Raw genomic sequence first — 18485 nt, 5'->3', positions numbered from 1 at the left:
TTGCGGTTACTCTTTGCTATATTTCTTCTAAATAAAAAAAGGTATTGGCTATTTAGTCAATACCTAATTCGTGGATTTCAATGGTGGAGACGAATCGTAAAAATAATACCCACTATTTAATTTTGTAGATATGAATAATCATTTTCTACAATTTTTTATTTTGAATTAAAACTTTTTATTATATTACTCTTTATTGCATTACATATTTTGTTTAATGAAATATCTATTTCACTAATAAGTATTGAAAATAGAATTACAATAGCACCAAATAACATTTTAATTGTAAACACGTCTTTAAGTACTAAAACTGCAATCAAGGCACCAAATACAGCCTCCATACTTAGTATAATTGATGTTGTGGTAGTATTTGTATGTTTTTGACAAAGTATCTGCACATAATAAGCAGTAGCCGTTCCGAGTACTCCAAGATATACTACTGATAAACTACTAAATGAAAATACCTTCGTAAATACTGTCATAAAACTCATGTCCTTAATAACTATTACAACTAATGTAGAAAGTACTCCCATGACTCCAAACTGAACAGTTGCCATCACCGCTGCATCTTCTCTTTCTATATAATACCCTGCTATTACGATCTGGGCTGCAAAGAATACACTACTTAATATAGTTAATATATCACCAATATTAATGCTCATATCTACATTTAAAGATACAAGTGATATACCATAGAAACACAATAATGAACCTATATATGTTTTAAGTTTTGGTTGTTTTTTTGAAACTAACCATGTTAAAAATGGAACTACAATAACATATGCTCCACTTAAAAAAGCTTGTTTCCCAGCATCTGTATACAAAAGTCCATAGGTCTGTAAAATAAATCCTATAAAAAGAGAAATCCCGGAGAATATTCCACCCATACATTTTTTTATATTTATATTTAAAAACTTCTTTCTAAAAATAATTAACATAGTTAAAAATGCAATCATAAATCTAACTGACATAAGACTCATAGGAGTAAGACTATCCAGTGCTATCTTGTTGGCAGTAAAAGTTGATCCCCATATTATAGCTACTAAAAATAATCCAGTGATTGCTTGAACTTTATATGACTTTATTTCCTTATCTTGAAATTGCATAAGCTAATTCACTATTTTCATTAAGATATTTTTTAAATCTATCAAGACCTTGTATTAATACCTCAGTGCTATTGCCGTATCCTAATCTTACATAACCTTCCATGTCAAAAGCTTTACCTGGAACTAGCATCACTCCTGTTTTTTCTAATAAATCTGTACATAGTTCTTCTGAGTCAATATCTATATTATACTTTAGAAATGCTGTAGTTCCTCCCTTAGGTTTAACATAGTCTATATAGTCTAAGTCTTTTACCCATTTATCAAGTATTTCTAGATTTCTTTTTAAAATTGAACGATTTCTAACAAGTATCTTATCCTTATTTTTCAATGCAATAGTAGCAAGATAATCATCAATCTTACCACAACTTATTATATTATAATCTCTTCTTTTATTTGCATTTACTATTATTTCTTTAGGAGCTGTTACCCAACCAATTCTAAGGCCTGCAAGAGAAAATGTTTTTGAAAGACTTGCAGTACTTATCCCTTTCTCATAAACATCTACAATAGATGCCGTAAATCCTTTATTGTGGTCTAGTCCACGATAAACCTCATCACAGAGTACATATGCCCCAACACTTCTTGCAACTTCTGCTATTTGAGTTAACAAGTCAATTTCCATCACTGTTCCTGTAGGATTATTTGGATTGTTGATACTTATTATTTTTGTATTTGGTTTAATTAGTGATTTTAATTCTTCAATATCTACAATAAAGTCATTTTCCCATCTAAGAGGTAGTATATCTACATCTGCACCTAATGATTCAGGTATAGAATAGTGTTGCTGATATGTTGGAAGTACACTAATCACATGATCCCCTGGCTCTACAATCACATCATAAACTAAGGAATTTGCACCTATGGCTCCATGAGTTATTGTTATATTATCTATTTCAACATTCTTGTATAATTTGCATATTTCAGACCTTAATTCATTTGTTCCTTCAATAGCTCCATATGTCATTTTCATCTTGCTTATTGTATCAAATGCTTCATCCTTCATCCCTGCCATAGTAAGTAGCTCTTCTACTGTTATTGATTCTACACAAGTTTCTGCAATATTATAGACAGCTTCATTTTCATATCTTGCCATCCACATTTCCACCCCAAAATCTCTAATTTTCATAATTCACATTCCCTTCTGTATACTAAAATTCTGCAAATCTATTAAGCTCATTTTCTTTAGCCTTATTTATAGCCATAAATCCAACTGCTATATCTTGTAATCCAATACCCGTTGAATCGTAAACAGTAATGTCCTCATCACAGGTTCTACAATTGCATTTACCTGCTAATATATCTCCAATTTCACACATTATGTCAGACTTTTTAATTATCCCTTTTTTAATACCCATTTCAAATTCGCCTACATTAACAGATTGTGTGATATCATCGCAAACTAATTTGGAAATTTTTAGGATTCCTTCATCAATCTCCTGCTTTCCTTCCATATCAGAGCCTATACAACTGAAATGTGTTCCTTTTTTTACCCATTCCTTCATTATCATAGCTTCTCTAGACGGTGTAGCTGTAACAATTATATCTGCTTCCTTTGTAGCTGTCTCTAAATCTTTTACCGAAATGTACTCTACTTTATCTAACTTATATTTGAAATCATCTACAAACTTTTGAGCACCTTCAAAATTTATTGGATCATAAACCATAATTTTCTCTAAATCCCCAAATACACACTGCATAGCTCTAATTTGATAAGAAGCTTGATGACCTGCTCCAACCATAAGCATCACCTTTGAATCTTTTCTTGCCATATACTTTGCACCAATAGCTCCTGCTGCACCAGTTCTCATTCCTGTCATGTGCTCTGCATTGATAACTCCAAGTGGTAAACCATTATTTCTATCAAATAACATAACAACTCCTGTAAGCTGTGGCAATCCTTTTGATGCATTTTCTCCAAACCAAGAAACCAATTTAAGTCCATATACTCCCATATTATCAAGGGTTCCAGACTTTATATCCATATCTGCAACACCTCTTTCAAACTCATGGAAAATCATTGGAAATACTTTCCCACTTCCACTAAATTTTTCTTTGTATACATTTTCGACTGCTTCAATAACCTCATCCATTTTTAACAATTCTTTAGTATCATTTTCAGATAAAATATATATTTTTTCCATTTAATCTCCTCTCTTTCTTTAATTTAATTATATTCTTGTTAAGGAATACATCCATTGTTTAAAAATACAAAAAAAGTCACTACTTTTGTGTTTATTCACAAAAATATAGTGACTTCTTAATTTTTTGATTATTTAATAAAAGCACTTTTATTGCTAGTGATGTATTCTCATAAAAAACATAGTCATTTACATTAGGGCAAAGTTTTTCACGTATTTTGTTCAATCTGTATCTAAGAGTATTTTCATGTATATTAAGTGATTTAGCTGTTAATTTTATATTACCTTCACATTTTATATATGAAACTGTAGTTTCAAGCAAGTCTTTTGATAAATCAGAGGTATCCTTCAAAATTGGATTTAAATAATTTTCCATATATCTCATAAGATACTTAGAGTTTTGATTACTAATTACTAAATTCCAAGAACCAATTTCAGAAAATTTCTTGCGTTCTTCTGATATAATTTCAGCTATTTGACAACTCCATAAAGCTTCTTTAAAACACAAATCAATTTCACTTATAACATTATGTATAACGCTAATACCAATACTAAAATCATCTGCTCTTATACCCGTTAAGTATAGTATTTCATTAAAATCCACTTCATATTTTTTAAGGTTAGAGTCCTTCGATGTAACAATTATTATAAAGCTATTCTTAAACTTCAGTAAAAAGCTATTTGGATTTCGGTATGGGTGTTTTGAATAATTTTTAATAGTTTTTTTCATACTCATATGGCTAATAAGCTTTTTAGGATTCATATAATACGCAACAGCATAATTATTCTTATGTATTCCCATATCTCTAGAGATTGTCTCAATTTCATATCTGGACAATTCCTGATTTATTAGTATGTCTATTTTGGCTTCATGTTGATTAATCCAGTCTGAAACTTGAAGGCTATGATCTATTTCATTGATTATTTCTTCAAAATAAACTGTATTATCAAATACAATTATTGGAAATGAATTTTCATTACAAAGCTTTATTACTTCTTTTGGAATGGTTTTAAAAAACACATCCTTTATAGCTAAACCACTTACTCTAAGTTTGATAAGTTTTTCCACCATCAAATACAACGCAGTCTCATCTCCATTAGTAAACATAAGACTAGAAATTAAAAAATCACCATATTCAAAAGGTTTATTATTTTCAACAAATCCCTCAATGGCGAATTCATAATCTATAATACCAGTTTTTAAAACTTCATTTTCAAGTCCTGTTAATCCACATATTATAGAAAATTTTTTCAAACTACTATTTTTTGCAATCTCGAAAATAGTTATCATCTTTATCCTCCTGTTACTTTTATAATTCTAAGTACGCTTCAAGTTTAGTTCTAATTACTTGTATTATAATATATTTCCATCAAACACTCTACAATAACATTATATTCATCAACGTAAAAACCTAACTTATTAGATTTTATAAATGTTCTTAATGTAGAATCTTTGCACTGCTTTTTATTTCTAGTAAGCCTCATATGCAGTTCCCACTACCAAGCCTGCAAAGGAATTTCAACGTTAAGTTGTTTCCTATGGCGGGTACACCTAAAAAAGGTGTCGTATTTAACGACACCTTTATCTCAATTAATCTAATTACTATTCGTATATATCTGAAAATTCAATGTTAATTTTTTCTATATTACTTTTTTCAGAAAAATCATTTACTATATATACATCATCTTCTTCAACAATAGTTTTAATAGGTAATTCAATAATAAACTCTGTTCCTTTTTCACATTCACTTTTAACACAAATTTTACCATCATGCATTTGAATTAGAGATTTAACGAGAGACAAACCTATTCCACTTCCCTCATATCTTCTATATAATAAATAGTCAACTTACCTAAATCTTTCAAAAATCATTTTCTGTTTTTCTTTTGGTATTCCTATACCTGTATCTTGTACAGAAATTATAATATTATCTATTCCATCACAAATTTTAACTTGTATTTCATCATTGGGTTTTGTAAATTTAATAGCATTCGAAATAAGATTTAAAATAACCCTTTCCATTTGTTCTGGATCAAAAGCTATAATTTTTTCTTCTACATCTGTATCAAATATAATTGTTCTTGACTTACTTTTTGCATATTCAACAGTAGATAAAGTTATATTTTCAATAACTTCTACAATATTTTCATTCTGCAAATTCAGTTCTGTAAATCCAGAATCTATTTTGGTAATGTCAATTAAGTTATTAACTAATCTTAATAGTCTATAACAATTTTGCTTCATTATATTTATGTGTTTATTAATTTTTGTAACTTCAAAGTTTTCATTGTCATTTTTAGTATATAAAGGTAATAATTGTGTTGTAGAAAAAATTATATTTAGTGGTGTTTTTAATTCATGAGATATATTAGAGAAAAATTCAGTCTTTAACCTATCATATTCAATTGTTTCTTCTAATAGTTTTTTATTTTCTTTTATCAATTTATTAAAACTTTTTGAAAGTACACCTATTTCATCTTCGTTATGTATATCACATTCAACTGATAAATCTCCTTTAGTAGCTATTTCCATATGTCTTTTTAACTTATTAATAGGTTTAACTAAGTTATCCGTAAGATAATTTAATAATACTAGAATTAAAATCATAGTACCAATTCCTATTAATAACATATAATTTCTTAATATCCCTATACTATTAGTTTCATTATCATAATTAGCACTCATTCCTATAGACCATCCTGTGGATTTTATAGGCATATAAGAATCTATTTTTTTTATACCATTATCTTCATAATATTTTATTCCTACTTCTCCATTTATCATTTTTTTACCCACATCAACAACATCTTTATTTTTATCATTTAATATATTATGTTTATATATAAAATTCTTATTTGGATGAGCAATTATTAAACCATCTTTGCTAATCATATATGCATAACCACTAGTTCCTAGTTTTTCATCATTAATCATATCTGTAATAGCAGATAGATTTACATCTACTCCAACCAGACCTATAATATTTCCATTATCATCTTTAATAGGTGTAGCAATAACAACAATACGATTTCCGGTAATTCTTGATATTATAGGTTCTGAAACAGTTGTATTTCCACTATTTATAGCTTCACGGAAATATTTTCTATCTGCAACATTACCTTTAGCCCCATTAAGAGATACATAATCACCTTTTATATCATTAATAAAAAACAACTCGCATTGTTTATCATACAATTCTTCATGATTATAAAGATATTCTTTAAATCCTTCATAATCCATATTTTTTGCTGAATCCATTGAAGCAAGCATATTTACTTTTGACTTCCATTTTTCTAGATTATCTTCAACATGAGATGCTAATTTTTCAGCCTTACTTTGAGTTAACTGTTCAACGTAATTAATTATTATATCTTTAGATTTAATATATACGAAAAAAGACAATATCAAAGTACCTATTATAGATAATAAAAATACAGGAATCATTATTTTTTTCTTTAAACTTTTCATTTATTTATTCCTTTCTTTAACATATAAATCATAATATTTATATATTTTAATAGATACATAAATTAGACACGAAAACAGAAAACCTTTTTTTTATATACAAAATAAGCTTTTATACAAAAATATGTCCTATTATATTATAATAGAAAAATCAATGATTTGTTATATTATATTTTAAAATTAGTAAAAATATTGAAAAAATGAAGATCTGTTGTAATCGTATGCTATCATGATCTCTTCTTAAGGTATTGCTCTTTATAGTTATATTTATTGATACAGAAAATAAAAATGCTATAATCATATTTTTCAACTATTTAATATCTATCTCCACCTATAGCCCATAGCTGTCAACCTAAGATATATCAATGTATGTCAATAGTTTGATAGCTTGTTTAATTTGAGATCACCGATTAAATTTTTTTGATGATAGTTTATTTTATCGAAAAAATGATAGAAAGTTACAAATCATGTAAAGCATATTAATTAATTTGTAACAAAAGTTCTTAAATTTAATATTTTATACTAAGGTTATATATTTTAATAGGAGTGATTTTATGTCTAAAAAAGTATTTATAGATCCAGGTCATGGAGGAACAGATAGTGGAGCTGTTGGAATTAATAATATTTTAGAAAAAGATATTAATTTACAAGTTTCAAAAAAGGTTGAAATATTATTAAAGAAGCAAGGATTGGATATAAAGTTAAGTAGAGATAGTGATAAAACATTATCTTTAGGTTCAAGAACTAATATGGCAAATACATGGAAAGCAGATTGCTTCATTTCAATACATTGTAATGCTTTTAATAATGCAGCTTATGGACTAGAGACTTTTTCAACAAGCTCAAATACATCTAATTTAGCAAAAGAAGTACATTCACAAGTTTTAAATACAAAAGCTTATAATGCTAATAGAGGAGTAAAGACTGCTGGATTTTATGTAATAAAAAATACGAATATGAGAGCTTGTTTGATAGAATTAGGTTTTATAGATAATGTTGATGATATTAAAATTCTTACTAAAAAACAAGATGATTTAGCATTAGGGATTGCAAAAGGTATATGTAAATATTTAAATATAGAATATAAACCAGAAATACCCAATAATCCACCAATAAATCCACCAATAAATGATAGTGAAACTTTTTATAGAGTAGTTTGTGGATCTTTTAATAATAAAGTTTATGCAGAAGAAAAAGTAGAACAATTAAAAGATTTAGGCGTTGATAATGCATTTATAGCTGTTTATAAAAAAGAATAACACATATTATAAATCTCTTAGATATGAAATATTTTAACCTAAGAGATTTTTTATTTATATATTTAGATAGAAATTTGGGTCAGTACTAAGGGGGTATAGCTCATTATGTGGGGAGACCCATAGCCGTTAACCTAATAGAGATTAAAGTCTCTAATGATTATAAAAATCATTTTGAGACAACCCCCTTTCATGAATTTCAATGGTGGAGATGATTCGCATAAATAATACCCACTATTTAAATTTATACTTTTATCCACAAATTTTACAATCTATTCAGTGAATTTTAACGTATAATAATTTTTTAAAAATAATCAATATTTTTGATTGGGATACAAATTGTTAAGCTCTTTAAGTTCCTCAACACTCAAAGTCTTTATGGTAGTTACATGCCATGTCACAGCTATACCAACTAGAACTAAAAACATTTTAATGTACATTGATTGCATAAGTAATATAGAAATACTTAATGTTGACCATAGAAAAATTATTGCTCCAATTTTTGTAGTTTCAGGAATAGCCTTATAATTCATGTAACAATATATATACTTTCCTAGCATTTTATTGTTAATTAGCCAATCATACATTGTTTTAGAGCTTCTAAGATAGCATACTGAAGCAAGCAGTAGAAATGGAGTTGTAGGAAGTACAGGAATAAATATACCAGTTACCCCTAAAACTAATGATAATGTTCCAAAAAAAATATATATAGTTTTTTTTATACAATTTAATTTCATCACTACGACCTCCTTAGAATAAAGATAAAGGGCAGAAAACTGCCCTTTATTATTGGTAATATTATTCTATTTTTTAGATTTATCTATATCAAAACGATCTGCATTCATTACTTTATTCCAAGCACTCACAAAATCTTTTATGAATTTACCTTGAGAACCTTCACTTGCATATACTTCTGAAATAGCACGAAGTTGAGAATTAGATCCAAATATTAAATCTACTCTTGTTCCTCTCCACTTTAACTTTCCACTTTCTCTATCTCGTCCTTCATATATTCTTTCATTGTCTGGGTCTTGTGTCCAAACTAAATTCATATCTAAAAGATTTACGAAGAAATCGTTAGTAAGAGCTTCTGGTCTATTTGTGAAAACTCCATATTCAGATTGTTCATAGTTTGCATTTAATACACGCATACCACCTAATAAAACTGTCATCTCAGGAGCAGTCAAAGTTAAAAGTTGTGCACGGTCAATTAACATTTCTTCTTCTGATACTGAGTATTTTTGTTTTACATAATTTCTAAATCCATCTGCTTTTGGTTCAAGTACTGCAAATGATTCAATATCAGTTTGTGATTGTGATGCATCTGTACGCCCTGGTATAAAAGGCACTCTGATTTTATATCCAGCATTTTTCGCTGCTTCTTCAATACCTACACATCCACAAAGAACAATCATATCTGCTAAAGATACCTTTTTATTTTGTGTCTGTGAAGAATCAAAGTCTTTCTTTATTTGTTCAAGAATTTTTAAAACATAATCTAATTGTTCTGGTTCATTAACTTCCCAGGACCTTTGTGGCTCAAGACGAATTCTAGCTCCATTTGCACCACCACGTTTATCAGAACCTCTAAATGTAGATGCCGATGACCAGGCTGTATAAACAAGTTGAGGTATTGTTAACTTAGAATCTGATATTTTCTTTTTAAGGTATTTAATATCATCTTCATTAACCATTTTATAATCAGCTTTTGGCACAGGATCTTGCCATATAAATTCTTCCTTAGGAACTTCTGGTCCAAGATATCTTGAAAGAGGACCCATATCACGATGTGTTAATTTAAACCAAGCACGAGCAAAGTCATCAGTGAATTTATTAGGATTATTTAAATATTCTTTAGCAATTTTATTATACATTGGATCATATAAAATAGCTAAATCTGCGGTTGTCATCATAGGAGGATGTTTTTTTGATTTATCATGTGCATCTATTATCATATCTTCTTCACGCACATTTTTAGCTCTCCATTGATATGCTCCAGCAGGACTTTTTACTAATTCCCAATCATACTTAAATAATGTTTTAAAATACCCCATATCCCATGTTGTTGGATTTGGTTTCCATGCACCTTCAATTCCACTACTGATTGTATCTATACCCTTACCTGTTTTATAACTATTTTTCCAACCAAGTCCTTGTTCTTCAATACTAGCCTCATCAGGTGGCAGACCAACATATGTAGGAGATGCTGCTCCATGACACTTACCAAATGTATGACCCCCAGCTATAAGTGCTACAGTTTCTTCATCATTCATAGCCATACGTAAAAAACTTTCTCTAACATCTTTTGCAGAACCAACTGGATCAGGTTTTCCATCAGGTCCTTCTGGGTTTACATAAATTAATCCCATTTGAACAGCAGCAAGTGGATTTTCAATGTTACCAGTTTTAGGGTTTTTATTGCTTGAAAGCATCTCTTCTTGATTTCCCCAATAAATATCTTGTGGTTCCCAAACATCTTCACGCCCACCAGCAAATCCAATTGTTTTAAGTCCCATTGATTCAAAAGCACAGTTACCTGTTAATATCATAAGATCTGCCCATGATATTTTGTTTCCATATTTTTGTTTGATTGGCCAAATTAATCTACGAGCTTTATCTAAGTTTATGTTGTCAGGCCAACTATCTATTGGTGTAAGTCTTTGAGATCCATCTCCTCCTCCACCTCTACCATCACCTATTCTGTATGTTCCTGCACTATGCCATGCCATACGAATAAAGAATGGTCCATAATGACCATAATCCGCTGGCCACCAATCCTTTGAGTCTGTCATTAAGTCATATAAGTCTTTTTTTAATGCGTAATAATCCAGTTTAGAGAATTCTTTCGCATAATTATACCTAGGTCCCATTGGGTTACTAAGATTTGAGTTTTGATGAAGACTATCTAGATTTAGTGGATCTGAGCACATATTGTTGTCTGAGCTTCTATTCATTGGTGTAGAGTTACTTGTTTTGCCTGTAAATGGGCATCTTATTTCTCTCATATAGTGATTATCCCCCCTTGAATATTACATATTTAATTAAATAATATGTGAGTATTCTTTTGATTATACTTTTTTAAATATGGGGACATATTGTTTATTTATTTGTATATAAAAAAGACTATAAATTAATCTAGTCTCTTCATCAGTTCCCGTTGCCAAGACCTTATAAAATTTTGTAAAGTATGTTTAATTCCTTTTTCAATGTCATATATTATTGAACATCTGCATTTTTTTTAAGACCCTTTCTAGTTAAAATCCAAGGCTTCTCATAGTGAGTCATTACTACTAACCACACAATTTCTTCCTTTATTTTTAGCATCATACAAAGCTTTGTCCACTCTTTTGTACCAGCTTTCGAAAGATTCACCCTTTAATCTTTCTCCAACTCCAAAACTACATGTATATTTGCCAACAACAGGATGTGTGTGTTTATCCAAAGCTTCACAAAGTTTTTCTGCAACCACCTTTGCATCATTTATAGTAGTATGTGTCATTAGTACTGCAAACTCTTCACCACCTAATCTAATCATCAAATCCGACTTGCGTATTATGCTGCTTGTTATTATAGCAGTTTGTTTTATGATTTCATCTCCTACTGGATGTCCCCATGTGTCGTTTACTCGCTTAAATTTATCCAAATCAAAAATAATCAAAGAAATTGGATCATTATAACAATCTGAACGTTCGATTTCTTGTATTATTCTTATTTCAAAAAAATAGCGATTATACAAACCTGTTAATCTGTCTGTAATAGCAATTGTTCTCAACACTTCCTCTTCCTGTTTCTGCTCGGTAATATCTGATAACCCAATTAAAATTGAAGCTTTTTTATTAAAATAAATTTTTACAGATGAAAGAAGAGCAACAATCTTTTCGCTTTCATTTACACGAAAAATCACTTCCAAATCTTCTATTTTTTCATTAATTTTAATTTTTTCAAGAATTTTATCATAATTATCAGCTTGACCTTCTATAACATTTTCAAACTTCACGGATTTATTATCAATATTATTTACATGTGCAAACTCTTCAGCTTGCTTGTTCATAAGTAATACCTGGGAAGTTTTTTCATCAATAAGAAACAAGGCCACAGGTGCGGTTTGAAATAATTTTATTAAATTCTCACCACTCACCATTATTTCTTTAAAAGCTTTTGATAAACTTTTTTCTGCTGGTATAAATATAAATAATGCTTCTAGTAAAATTACTATTAACGTTAAAAATAACAAAAATAATTCTGTGTTCTTTATTAGTTTTATTTTTTCTTTAGATTCCAAATCGTATTGAAAAACTATATTATTCATCCCTTCAAGGAACTGTCCTTCATTACTCTCAATTATTTTTATTTTATCCCTTAGCAATCCGTTACTGTAACTTTCGCTTTCAAGCATAGCTATTATAGCATAAGCTGCATTCAACATTTCCTCATGGTTTATTTCAATTTCCGAAAAAAGTTCCATTATTTTACTACTATTATTTCCTGGAAGACCTTCTTTTGGATTTCCAACTTTAAGATCATTATTTGATTTTTCCCACATATTTACAGATAACTTTAATTCATTAAGATAAAAATCCTTTGTTTTCTTATCTTTAGATAGGTATATGGCATATACATCCTTAGAAATCCTCTGACTAAGCATTCTTTGCCTTCCCGAAATATTTACAACCCTTGACTGATTTTTTTCTGCATATAGCTGATATTGTATTACAATCTGGCTGAATATAAGAGCAAATACGATTACACTTAGAGCAAATATATATCTTTTTCTTATATTCTTAGAAATATCTTTATATTGAAATATACTTTTATACATTTTATCTAACTCCTAACAACCTCTAAATTTTGATACAATATTGAAATTTAATTTTACACAGATTCCTAGATTCAGTATTTATAAGATAGCTTATAATGTTAATGGAAATATCTTTATATTTCCTGATTATTTCTACAATTTCCTTATATTGATTTTATTATTCAAATTAAAATTACTACATAATATAATAACATTGTTATAAATTCCAAACAAGTATACACCTATGTTAAGAATTGCTACTTTATCATAAATATACTACTGTCCTTCACAATACCTATTGGTGCCAATATTTTAAAGCTTCTTCCACTGTCAAGCTTTACATAAATCTTCAACTTTATTCTTCCTTTCATTTAATAGATATGCCACTATTAAGCATATTTACAACCACTTTAATTTATCTGTATTTAAGTAAAAAAGATGCCGTATTTAACGACATCATTGTAATAATTAATTTAAGTGTTCTTTTATTCTTATATATTTTAATTGAAAGTATTTGAAATTGTCTTATTGTCAATTTTAACTAATCTACAGAATACCGCTGAAACAACTAAAATTACAACTATAACAATTTTATCCATACTAGGTAAATCTGAAATCAGCAACATACTTTGAGTACACAATGCAATTGCTGCTGCATATGAAATGACGTTTAATAATTTTGGTGGAATCTTCATTAAAGATTTCTCATAATATTCAGGATATTTTTGTGGAACCTTTCTAGCAGCTAATGCTGGGAATATAAAAGATAACAATGCTAGTGCAGTTGCAATCATTGATACACGACCTAATGACATATTAAATATTATAGGTGTTAAACCAATAAAGTAAAACACTGTTAGTAATCTATGAGGTGTACCATATTTTTTATTTACTACTCCTAGTGATCTTGGTAAAAATCCGTCTCCACATGCTATTAAAGCACTTTTAGTAACCCAAGACAATGTACCATTTAACGTAGTTGCAAGACCCATCATTGCCCCACCAATTATAAAGAATAAGAATAATGGTTTAGAAAGTACCGCTCTTGCTACATCTGTAAGTGGTTTAAATGCCACTTGTTCTACTGGCAATACCCCAGAAGCTACTAATGCTACAACTGAGTACACAAATCCAACACCAATTGTAGATATAATAATTGTTAGTGGTATATCTCTCTTTGGATTTTTCATCTCCCCTCCAAGCTCAGTTATAACTTGTGCACCTATAGTAGCAAAGGAAACAAGGGCTGTTGCTTTAAAAAATCCCATTACTCCACCTGTAAATAATGATTCTGTAAACAATTTATCGTAGTTTACTTGTGGAATTCCATATCCAACAAAAACAACTAAACCCGCAATTAATATTATAACCATTGCTCCTTGTATTTTAGCTGCAAAATTTACACCTAGAATATTAGAGATATAAAAGAATGTAAGTATTCCAATTGCAACAAGCTTAAATGGTACTTCAGGTACAATTCCCTCAAAATACTGAGCAAAGGACATTGCATAAATTGCTATTGCAATATTACTAATCATAAAAATAATAAGATAAAACAAACCAAATCTTGGAGATAATAATCTACTTGAGTATTTATAAAGTCCTCCAGTTGTAGGTATAGTTGCACCTAAAAATGCAGCTGGAAATATAGCTATTAATGTTACTATTGCAGACAATGGAAATGCAAATATTATACTCTTACCTGTTAATCCAATACCAATACCTGTCAATGCCATAATTCCAGCACCAATAATTTGACCAACGCTTATCCCCATAGCCTCTTTAAAACCAATAACTTTCTTAAGATTCTGCTCTTGACTATTGTTCGTATTATTACTCATTCTATCACTCCCGATTTATTCAATTTTAATTCAGCTACTATTTTCCTTAAATAGTAGCTGATAGGATTCTTATGAGTTAAGCTATAAAGTCCCTTTTGTTTTCATATTTTTCAAATATTTTTTTATCCATTATCTCCTTGATTTTTTGAATTACAACCCATACATCATGATAGGAAACATAAAGCGGAGCAGGTCCTAACCTAATAACATTTGGGCGTCTAAAGTCTGGTACTACACCCATATCCTTTAATGCTGCATTTATTCTTACTGCTTCATCATGTTCTAGTGCAACATGCCCCCCTCTTCTCTTATCATCTCTTGGGTTTCCAATTGTAAATCCATATTGTGATAGTTCATTATCTATTAAATACATCATATATTTAGTGATTTTTAAAGACTTCTCTCTAATCCTTTCTATTCCCGCTTCCTTATACATCTTTAATGATCCCTCTAATGGTGCCATACTCAGCATATGAGGTGTTCCTATTTGCCATCCACCTGCATTGTTAGCTGATTCAAATTCATTTAGTAAATCAAACTGTTTTTCATGCACATATCCATGCCACCCTGCTAAACCAGGTTCTCGGTCAAAATGTTTTTTATTTATATATATAGTAGCAGGTCCTCCTGGTCCTACATTAAGGTATTTATAATTGCACCAAACAGCAAAATCAACTCCCCACTTCGAAAGTGAATGGGGTACTGCTCCTGCAGAATGACAGCAATCAAAACCTATTATTATACCTCTTTTATGTGCTTCATTAGTTAAAAACTCCATATCCAATAATTGCCCGCTTCTATAAAAAACAGAAGGGAGAATGACTAATGCAACATCATCTGTCATTTGCTCTACTATATGATTTTCGTCATAAGTTCTTCCATCTTTGCTTTCTACAACTACAAGATGTTCCTTGGGATCTAATCCCTTAAGCAATAATTGGCTTTCAATGGCGTATCTATCACTTGGAAAATTTAAGCAATCTACCAATATTTTATTTTTCTTATCCTCTGGTTTAAAAAATGTTGATATCACTGAATGAATATTTACTGTTGTTGATGAATGAATTGTGATTTCATCGTCCTCCGCCCCAACTAATGGTGCCATAAGTTTAGCCAATTCCTTTGAAAAATAAAACCATGGTACATCTGCCTTTGACCATCCGTTTATACCAAGGTTTTTCCACTCCTCTATAACCCTATGTAAGCTTTTTTCAGCATCCTTAGACATAAGACCTAATGAGTTCCCATCCATATAAATTTCATTTTCATTAAGATAAAACCTATTTCTAAATTCTGCCAACGAATCTTCTGCATCCATTTTTCTTGAAAACTCTTCACTCAATTCAAATTTTGTATACACTTAGATATCCCCCTTTAATTTACTTATCTTTGATTTTTCCTAAGGTTGTTAATATATTTATATGACTTATTAAAATAATTGTTACATTATTTTTCCTAATATTATAAATACTTTTTATATAGTTATTAAAACAATTACTTAATTCTCTTTAGTATGTATATAATGTTCATAGGGGGGGATTTAAAATGAAAAATAATATAAGTAATAATGAATTACTTTTTAATATAAATGAGGCAGCTAAAATACTTAATGTTGTACCAACAACAATACGTAATTGGGAAAAAAAGGGTCTTTTCATAGCAAGAAGAAAAGATAACAATTATCGAGCTTATAGCTTTGATGATATTGAGATTTTGAAAAAAATTAAAAGGCTTTCTTTTGAAGAAAAGATGGGAAGTAATGCAATAAAAAAAATGTTGATATCAAATATGCCACAAACGCCAACTCCCTCAAAGGTTGTTCCAACGGAATATTCAAAAAAATTTATTAGTGATAAATGGAAAACTTGTAGAGAAAATTTAAATATGACACTTGAGGAAGTTAGTAGTCAAGTAGGTATATCTTACTCATACCTAAGTAAATTAGAAAATAATCAATCAAATGTTTCATTTGAGGTATTAAATAAATTGGCAAACTTTTATGGAGGAAGTATTTTGGACTTTTTCGAAAAAGAGGATAATGACAATCATGTAGTTAAAAAGGGATGTGGAGAAATAGCTGAGATAGGTTTGTCAGGTGTTAAGATACAATCTCTTATATCTAAAAAGAATCACATTCTTGATTCCATGTTTTATACAATTGAACCTGGTAGTAATTCTGAAACACACAGACATCATGGTGAAGAATTTATATATATACTATCGGGTAAAATAGAAATAACATTAAATCATAATGATGTCTATAAGCTTAAGAAAGGCGACTCAATGTATTTTAAATCATTCGATTATCATAATTGGATAAATACTGGAACTAAACCCTGTGAGCTCTTATGGGTTCATTCACCATTTGAATCCAGATTATAATTTTAGAAAACATAAATCTTAAGAAAAGAGCCTTAAAAATGATTGAACTGAACCCCTTAAAGTAGATACAGGAAAAAAATACTGTATTGGATTTACACCCTTTTAGTCGATGTATAGATTAGCTGAATTAGTAAATACTTGCATATGGTAAAAATTAATATAGTGAAGATATTTTGGTTTGACTTTTCTTATGGTTTCTAATGCTATTTATTGTGCAAGGGATTATTATAAGCAATAAAAAAAATTTATATGTAGAACTTGGAGCGTCTGCTATTAGCGTTCTCTTGTTTGTACCTCCTGTACTATTTTAATATCAGTTAATTTTTTATTATTTACTTGCATCTAGTTATATTTTTGTATCTATAGTTTCATGTTTTTTTAATTGCCATTTTATTTGATTATATCACAAAAGCCCTCATATATTGAGAGCTTTATAGTCTAATTTTCTTCTTATTTCTCTAATTATATACATACTTAATTAACTTATCTACTTTATCAATTTCACACTTAGGATTTCTCCACCAATGCCTACTCCAAATCCTACATATCATCCATCCCCTAGACTCTAAATACTGTTGTCTATGAATATCTCTTTCTCTTGCAGACTTAGAACTATGATAAGTAGCACCATCACATTCAATTCCAAGTACATACTTTGAATTTTCCTTATCATAAATAGCTAAGTCTATTTTATATCCTGACACCCCTACTTGAGTATGAACTTCATATCCTCTCTTAACCAACTCATCATAAACTTCTGCTTCAAAATCACTATCATGATCTCTTCTTAAGCTATTACTCTTTATATAAGTATGCAGTAAACCATTGAGTATAAATCTTTGTTCTTCTTTATTATCATTTGAAACAGCTCTTACATACTGTAAATACTTCTTAAATAACTTTGGACCATTATTTTTAGAATTCTCAACTGAAAAATCTTCAGGTTCTACAGATGTAACTACATATATCTTTTTCTTTGCTCTATAAATCTACAATAATTGCATCCCTCGGTGCTATATTATCTATTAGATTATTATACCTTCGAAATGATCTACTTCATGCTGAATAATCTGTGCAGTAAATCCTGTAAATACTTGTTTATGCTTCTTGAAATTTATATCTAGATATTGTACCTCTATTGTTTCATATCTCGTTGTTTTTCTAGAACCAGTTAAAGATAGACAACTTTCTTGTGCCTCATAAGGATTCTCTTTTTTTAGTATAACTGGATTTACCATAGGAACTATAATATTACCTGCACTAAATACCAGTATACGTTTTTTTACTCCTATCATATTAGCTGCCATACCTACACAATGATCTAAATTTGCTCTTAATGTATCGATTAAATCATTAATAACTTCTACATCTTCTTTCGTTGCAAGTTCTGATTTTTGTTCTAAAAATGATGTATCTTTTACAACTGTTCTTATCATCATTCTTCCAACCTTTCTAATTTATTTGTCTGAATTAATATCAGTTTATTATATTATCAATTCAA

15 protein-coding genes and 1 pseudogene are annotated in these 18485 nt (G+C 29.3%); 3 read left to right on the top strand and 13 right to left on the bottom strand.

Annotated features, from left to right (window positions below):
• Window positions 1-155: 155 nt before the first annotated feature.
• The 6 genes and pseudogenes from AC11VW_RS12245 to AC11VW_RS12220 form a co-directional block, all read right to left on the bottom strand.
• Window positions 156-1103 carry a DMT family transporter gene (locus AC11VW_RS12245; protein ID WP_484301705.1) on the bottom strand — a complete coding sequence of 316 codons (948 nt, stop codon included), beginning with the start codon at window positions 1101-1103 and terminating at the stop codon, window positions 156-158.
• A complete protein-coding gene (locus tag AC11VW_RS12240; protein WP_484301704.1) occupies window positions 1087-2229 on the bottom strand; it encodes an aminotransferase in 1143 nt (380 codons plus the stop codon). The genes AC11VW_RS12245 and AC11VW_RS12240 overlap by 17 nt, the downstream gene beginning before the upstream one ends.
• Before the next feature lie 22 nt (window positions 2230-2251).
• The gene (locus tag AC11VW_RS12235; protein ID WP_484301703.1) at window positions 2252-3244 is read right to left on the bottom strand and encodes an ornithine cyclodeaminase family protein; all 993 of its coding nucleotides are present in this window, start codon (window positions 3242-3244) and stop codon (window positions 2252-2254) included.
• Window positions 3245-3335: 91 nt separating this feature from the next.
• Window positions 3336-4532 carry a PucR family transcriptional regulator gene (locus AC11VW_RS12230; RefSeq protein ID WP_484301702.1) on the bottom strand — a complete coding sequence of 399 codons (1197 nt, stop codon included), beginning with the start codon at window positions 4530-4532 and terminating at the stop codon, window positions 3336-3338.
• A gap of 50 nt (window positions 4533-4582) precedes the next feature.
• Window positions 4583-4726 (bottom strand): hypothetical protein, encoded by a 144-nt coding sequence (locus tag AC11VW_RS12225; RefSeq protein ID WP_484301701.1) that lies wholly within the window; start codon window positions 4724-4726, stop codon window positions 4583-4585.
• A 118-nt stretch (window positions 4727-4844) separates the two neighbouring features.
• Window positions 4845-6686 (bottom strand): annotated as a pseudogene (locus tag AC11VW_RS12220) (sensor histidine kinase).
• A gap of 575 nt (window positions 6687-7261) precedes the next feature.
• On the opposite strand from AC11VW_RS12220, the gene AC11VW_RS12215 reads away from it, so the two are divergent.
• Complete coding sequence (locus AC11VW_RS12215) at window positions 7262-7966, top strand: N-acetylmuramoyl-L-alanine amidase (RefSeq protein ID WP_484301700.1); 705 nt, start codon at window positions 7262-7264, stop codon at window positions 7964-7966.
• Window positions 7967-8277: 311 nt separating this feature from the next.
• Here AC11VW_RS12215 and AC11VW_RS12210 read toward each other — a convergent pair whose 3' ends face one another.
• From AC11VW_RS12210 to kynU, 5 genes are all read right to left on the bottom strand, one after another.
• Complete coding sequence (locus AC11VW_RS12210) at window positions 8278-8700, bottom strand: YbaN family protein (RefSeq protein ID WP_484301699.1); 423 nt, start codon at window positions 8698-8700, stop codon at window positions 8278-8280.
• 66 nt (window positions 8701-8766) lie between these two features.
• The gene (gene katG, locus AC11VW_RS12205) at window positions 8767-10968 is read right to left on the bottom strand and encodes a catalase/peroxidase HPI (protein ID WP_484301698.1); all 2202 of its coding nucleotides are present in this window, start codon (window positions 10966-10968) and stop codon (window positions 8767-8769) included.
• 266 nt (window positions 10969-11234) lie between these two features.
• Window positions 11235-12782, bottom strand: a complete 1548-nt coding sequence (locus tag AC11VW_RS12200; protein ID WP_484301697.1) for a diguanylate cyclase — start codon at window positions 12780-12782, stop codon at window positions 11235-11237.
• A gap of 479 nt (window positions 12783-13261) precedes the next feature.
• Window positions 13262-14602: an APC family permease gene (locus tag AC11VW_RS12195; protein WP_484301696.1), complete on the bottom strand. Its 1341-nt coding sequence runs from the start codon at window positions 14600-14602 to the stop codon at window positions 13262-13264.
• 76 nt (window positions 14603-14678) lie between these two features.
• A complete protein-coding gene (gene kynU / locus AC11VW_RS12190; protein WP_484301695.1) occupies window positions 14679-15962 on the bottom strand; it encodes a kynureninase in 1284 nt (427 codons plus the stop codon).
• A gap of 185 nt (window positions 15963-16147) precedes the next feature.
• On the opposite strand from kynU, the gene AC11VW_RS12185 reads away from it, so the two are divergent.
• Window positions 16148-16984: a cupin domain-containing protein gene (locus AC11VW_RS12185; protein WP_484301694.1), complete on the top strand. Its 837-nt coding sequence runs from the start codon at window positions 16148-16150 to the stop codon at window positions 16982-16984.
• A gap of 458 nt (window positions 16985-17442) precedes the next feature.
• Here the strand turns inward: AC11VW_RS12185 and AC11VW_RS12180 are convergent, their stop codons facing one another.
• Window positions 17443-17790 carry a DUF559 domain-containing protein gene (locus AC11VW_RS12180; RefSeq protein ID WP_484301734.1) on the bottom strand — a complete coding sequence of 116 codons (348 nt, stop codon included), beginning with the start codon at window positions 17788-17790 and terminating at the stop codon, window positions 17443-17445.
• Window positions 17791-17809: 19 nt separating this feature from the next.
• Here AC11VW_RS12180 and AC11VW_RS12175 point away from each other — a divergent pair, with 19 nt between their 5' ends.
• Window positions 17810-17971, top strand: a complete 162-nt coding sequence (locus tag AC11VW_RS12175; protein WP_484301693.1) for a hypothetical protein — start codon at window positions 17810-17812, stop codon at window positions 17969-17971.
• A 38-nt stretch (window positions 17972-18009) separates the two neighbouring features.
• On the opposite strand, the gene AC11VW_RS12170 is transcribed toward AC11VW_RS12175, so the two are convergent.
• Complete coding sequence (locus AC11VW_RS12170) at window positions 18010-18423, bottom strand: peptide deformylase (protein WP_484301692.1); 414 nt, start codon at window positions 18421-18423, stop codon at window positions 18010-18012.
• Window positions 18424-18485: the final 62 nt, after the last annotated feature.

The sequence above is a fragment of the Romboutsia sp. genome, assembly GCF_056995035.1.
The sequence above is the reverse complement of the archived record's forward strand: the minus strand, read 5'-3'. Positions and strand labels throughout refer to the sequence as shown.

What these genes read in the sequence shown, in the direction of transcription:
- AC11VW_RS12225 (WP_484301701.1), bottom strand. Translation starts at nt 4,726, where the DNA reads ATGAGGCTTACTAGAAATAAAAAGCAGTGCAAAGATTCTACATTAAGA.
- AC11VW_RS12235 (WP_484301703.1), bottom strand. Translation starts at nt 3,244, where the DNA reads ATGGAAAAAATATATATTTTATCTGAAAATGATACTAAAGAATTGTTA.
- AC11VW_RS12230 (WP_484301702.1), bottom strand. Translation starts at nt 4,532, where the DNA reads ATGATAACTATTTTCGAGATTGCAAAAAATAGTAGTTTGAAAAAATTT.
- AC11VW_RS12240 (WP_484301704.1), bottom strand. Translation starts at nt 2,229, where the DNA reads ATGAAAATTAGAGATTTTGGGGTGGAAATGTGGATGGCAAGATATGAA.
- AC11VW_RS12170 (WP_484301692.1), bottom strand. Translation starts at nt 18,423, where the DNA reads ATGATGATAAGAACAGTTGTAAAAGATACATCATTTTTAGAACAAAAA.
- AC11VW_RS12185 (WP_484301694.1), top strand. Translation starts at nt 16,148, where the DNA reads ATGAAAAATAATATAAGTAATAATGAATTACTTTTTAATATAAATGAG.
- AC11VW_RS12210 (WP_484301699.1), bottom strand. Translation starts at nt 8,700, where the DNA reads ATGAAATTAAATTGTATAAAAAAAACTATATATATTTTTTTTGGAACA.
- katG (WP_484301698.1), bottom strand. Translation starts at nt 10,968, where the DNA reads ATGAGAGAAATAAGATGCCCATTTACAGGCAAAACAAGTAACTCTACA.
- AC11VW_RS12245 (WP_484301705.1), bottom strand. Translation starts at nt 1,103, where the DNA reads ATGCAATTTCAAGATAAGGAAATAAAGTCATATAAAGTTCAAGCAATC.
- AC11VW_RS12195 (WP_484301696.1), bottom strand. Translation starts at nt 14,602, where the DNA reads ATGAGTAATAATACGAACAATAGTCAAGAGCAGAATCTTAAGAAAGTT.
- AC11VW_RS12215 (WP_484301700.1), top strand. Translation starts at nt 7,262, where the DNA reads ATGTCTAAAAAAGTATTTATAGATCCAGGTCATGGAGGAACAGATAGT.
- AC11VW_RS12200 (WP_484301697.1), bottom strand. Translation starts at nt 12,782, where the DNA reads ATGTATAAAAGTATATTTCAATATAAAGATATTTCTAAGAATATAAGA.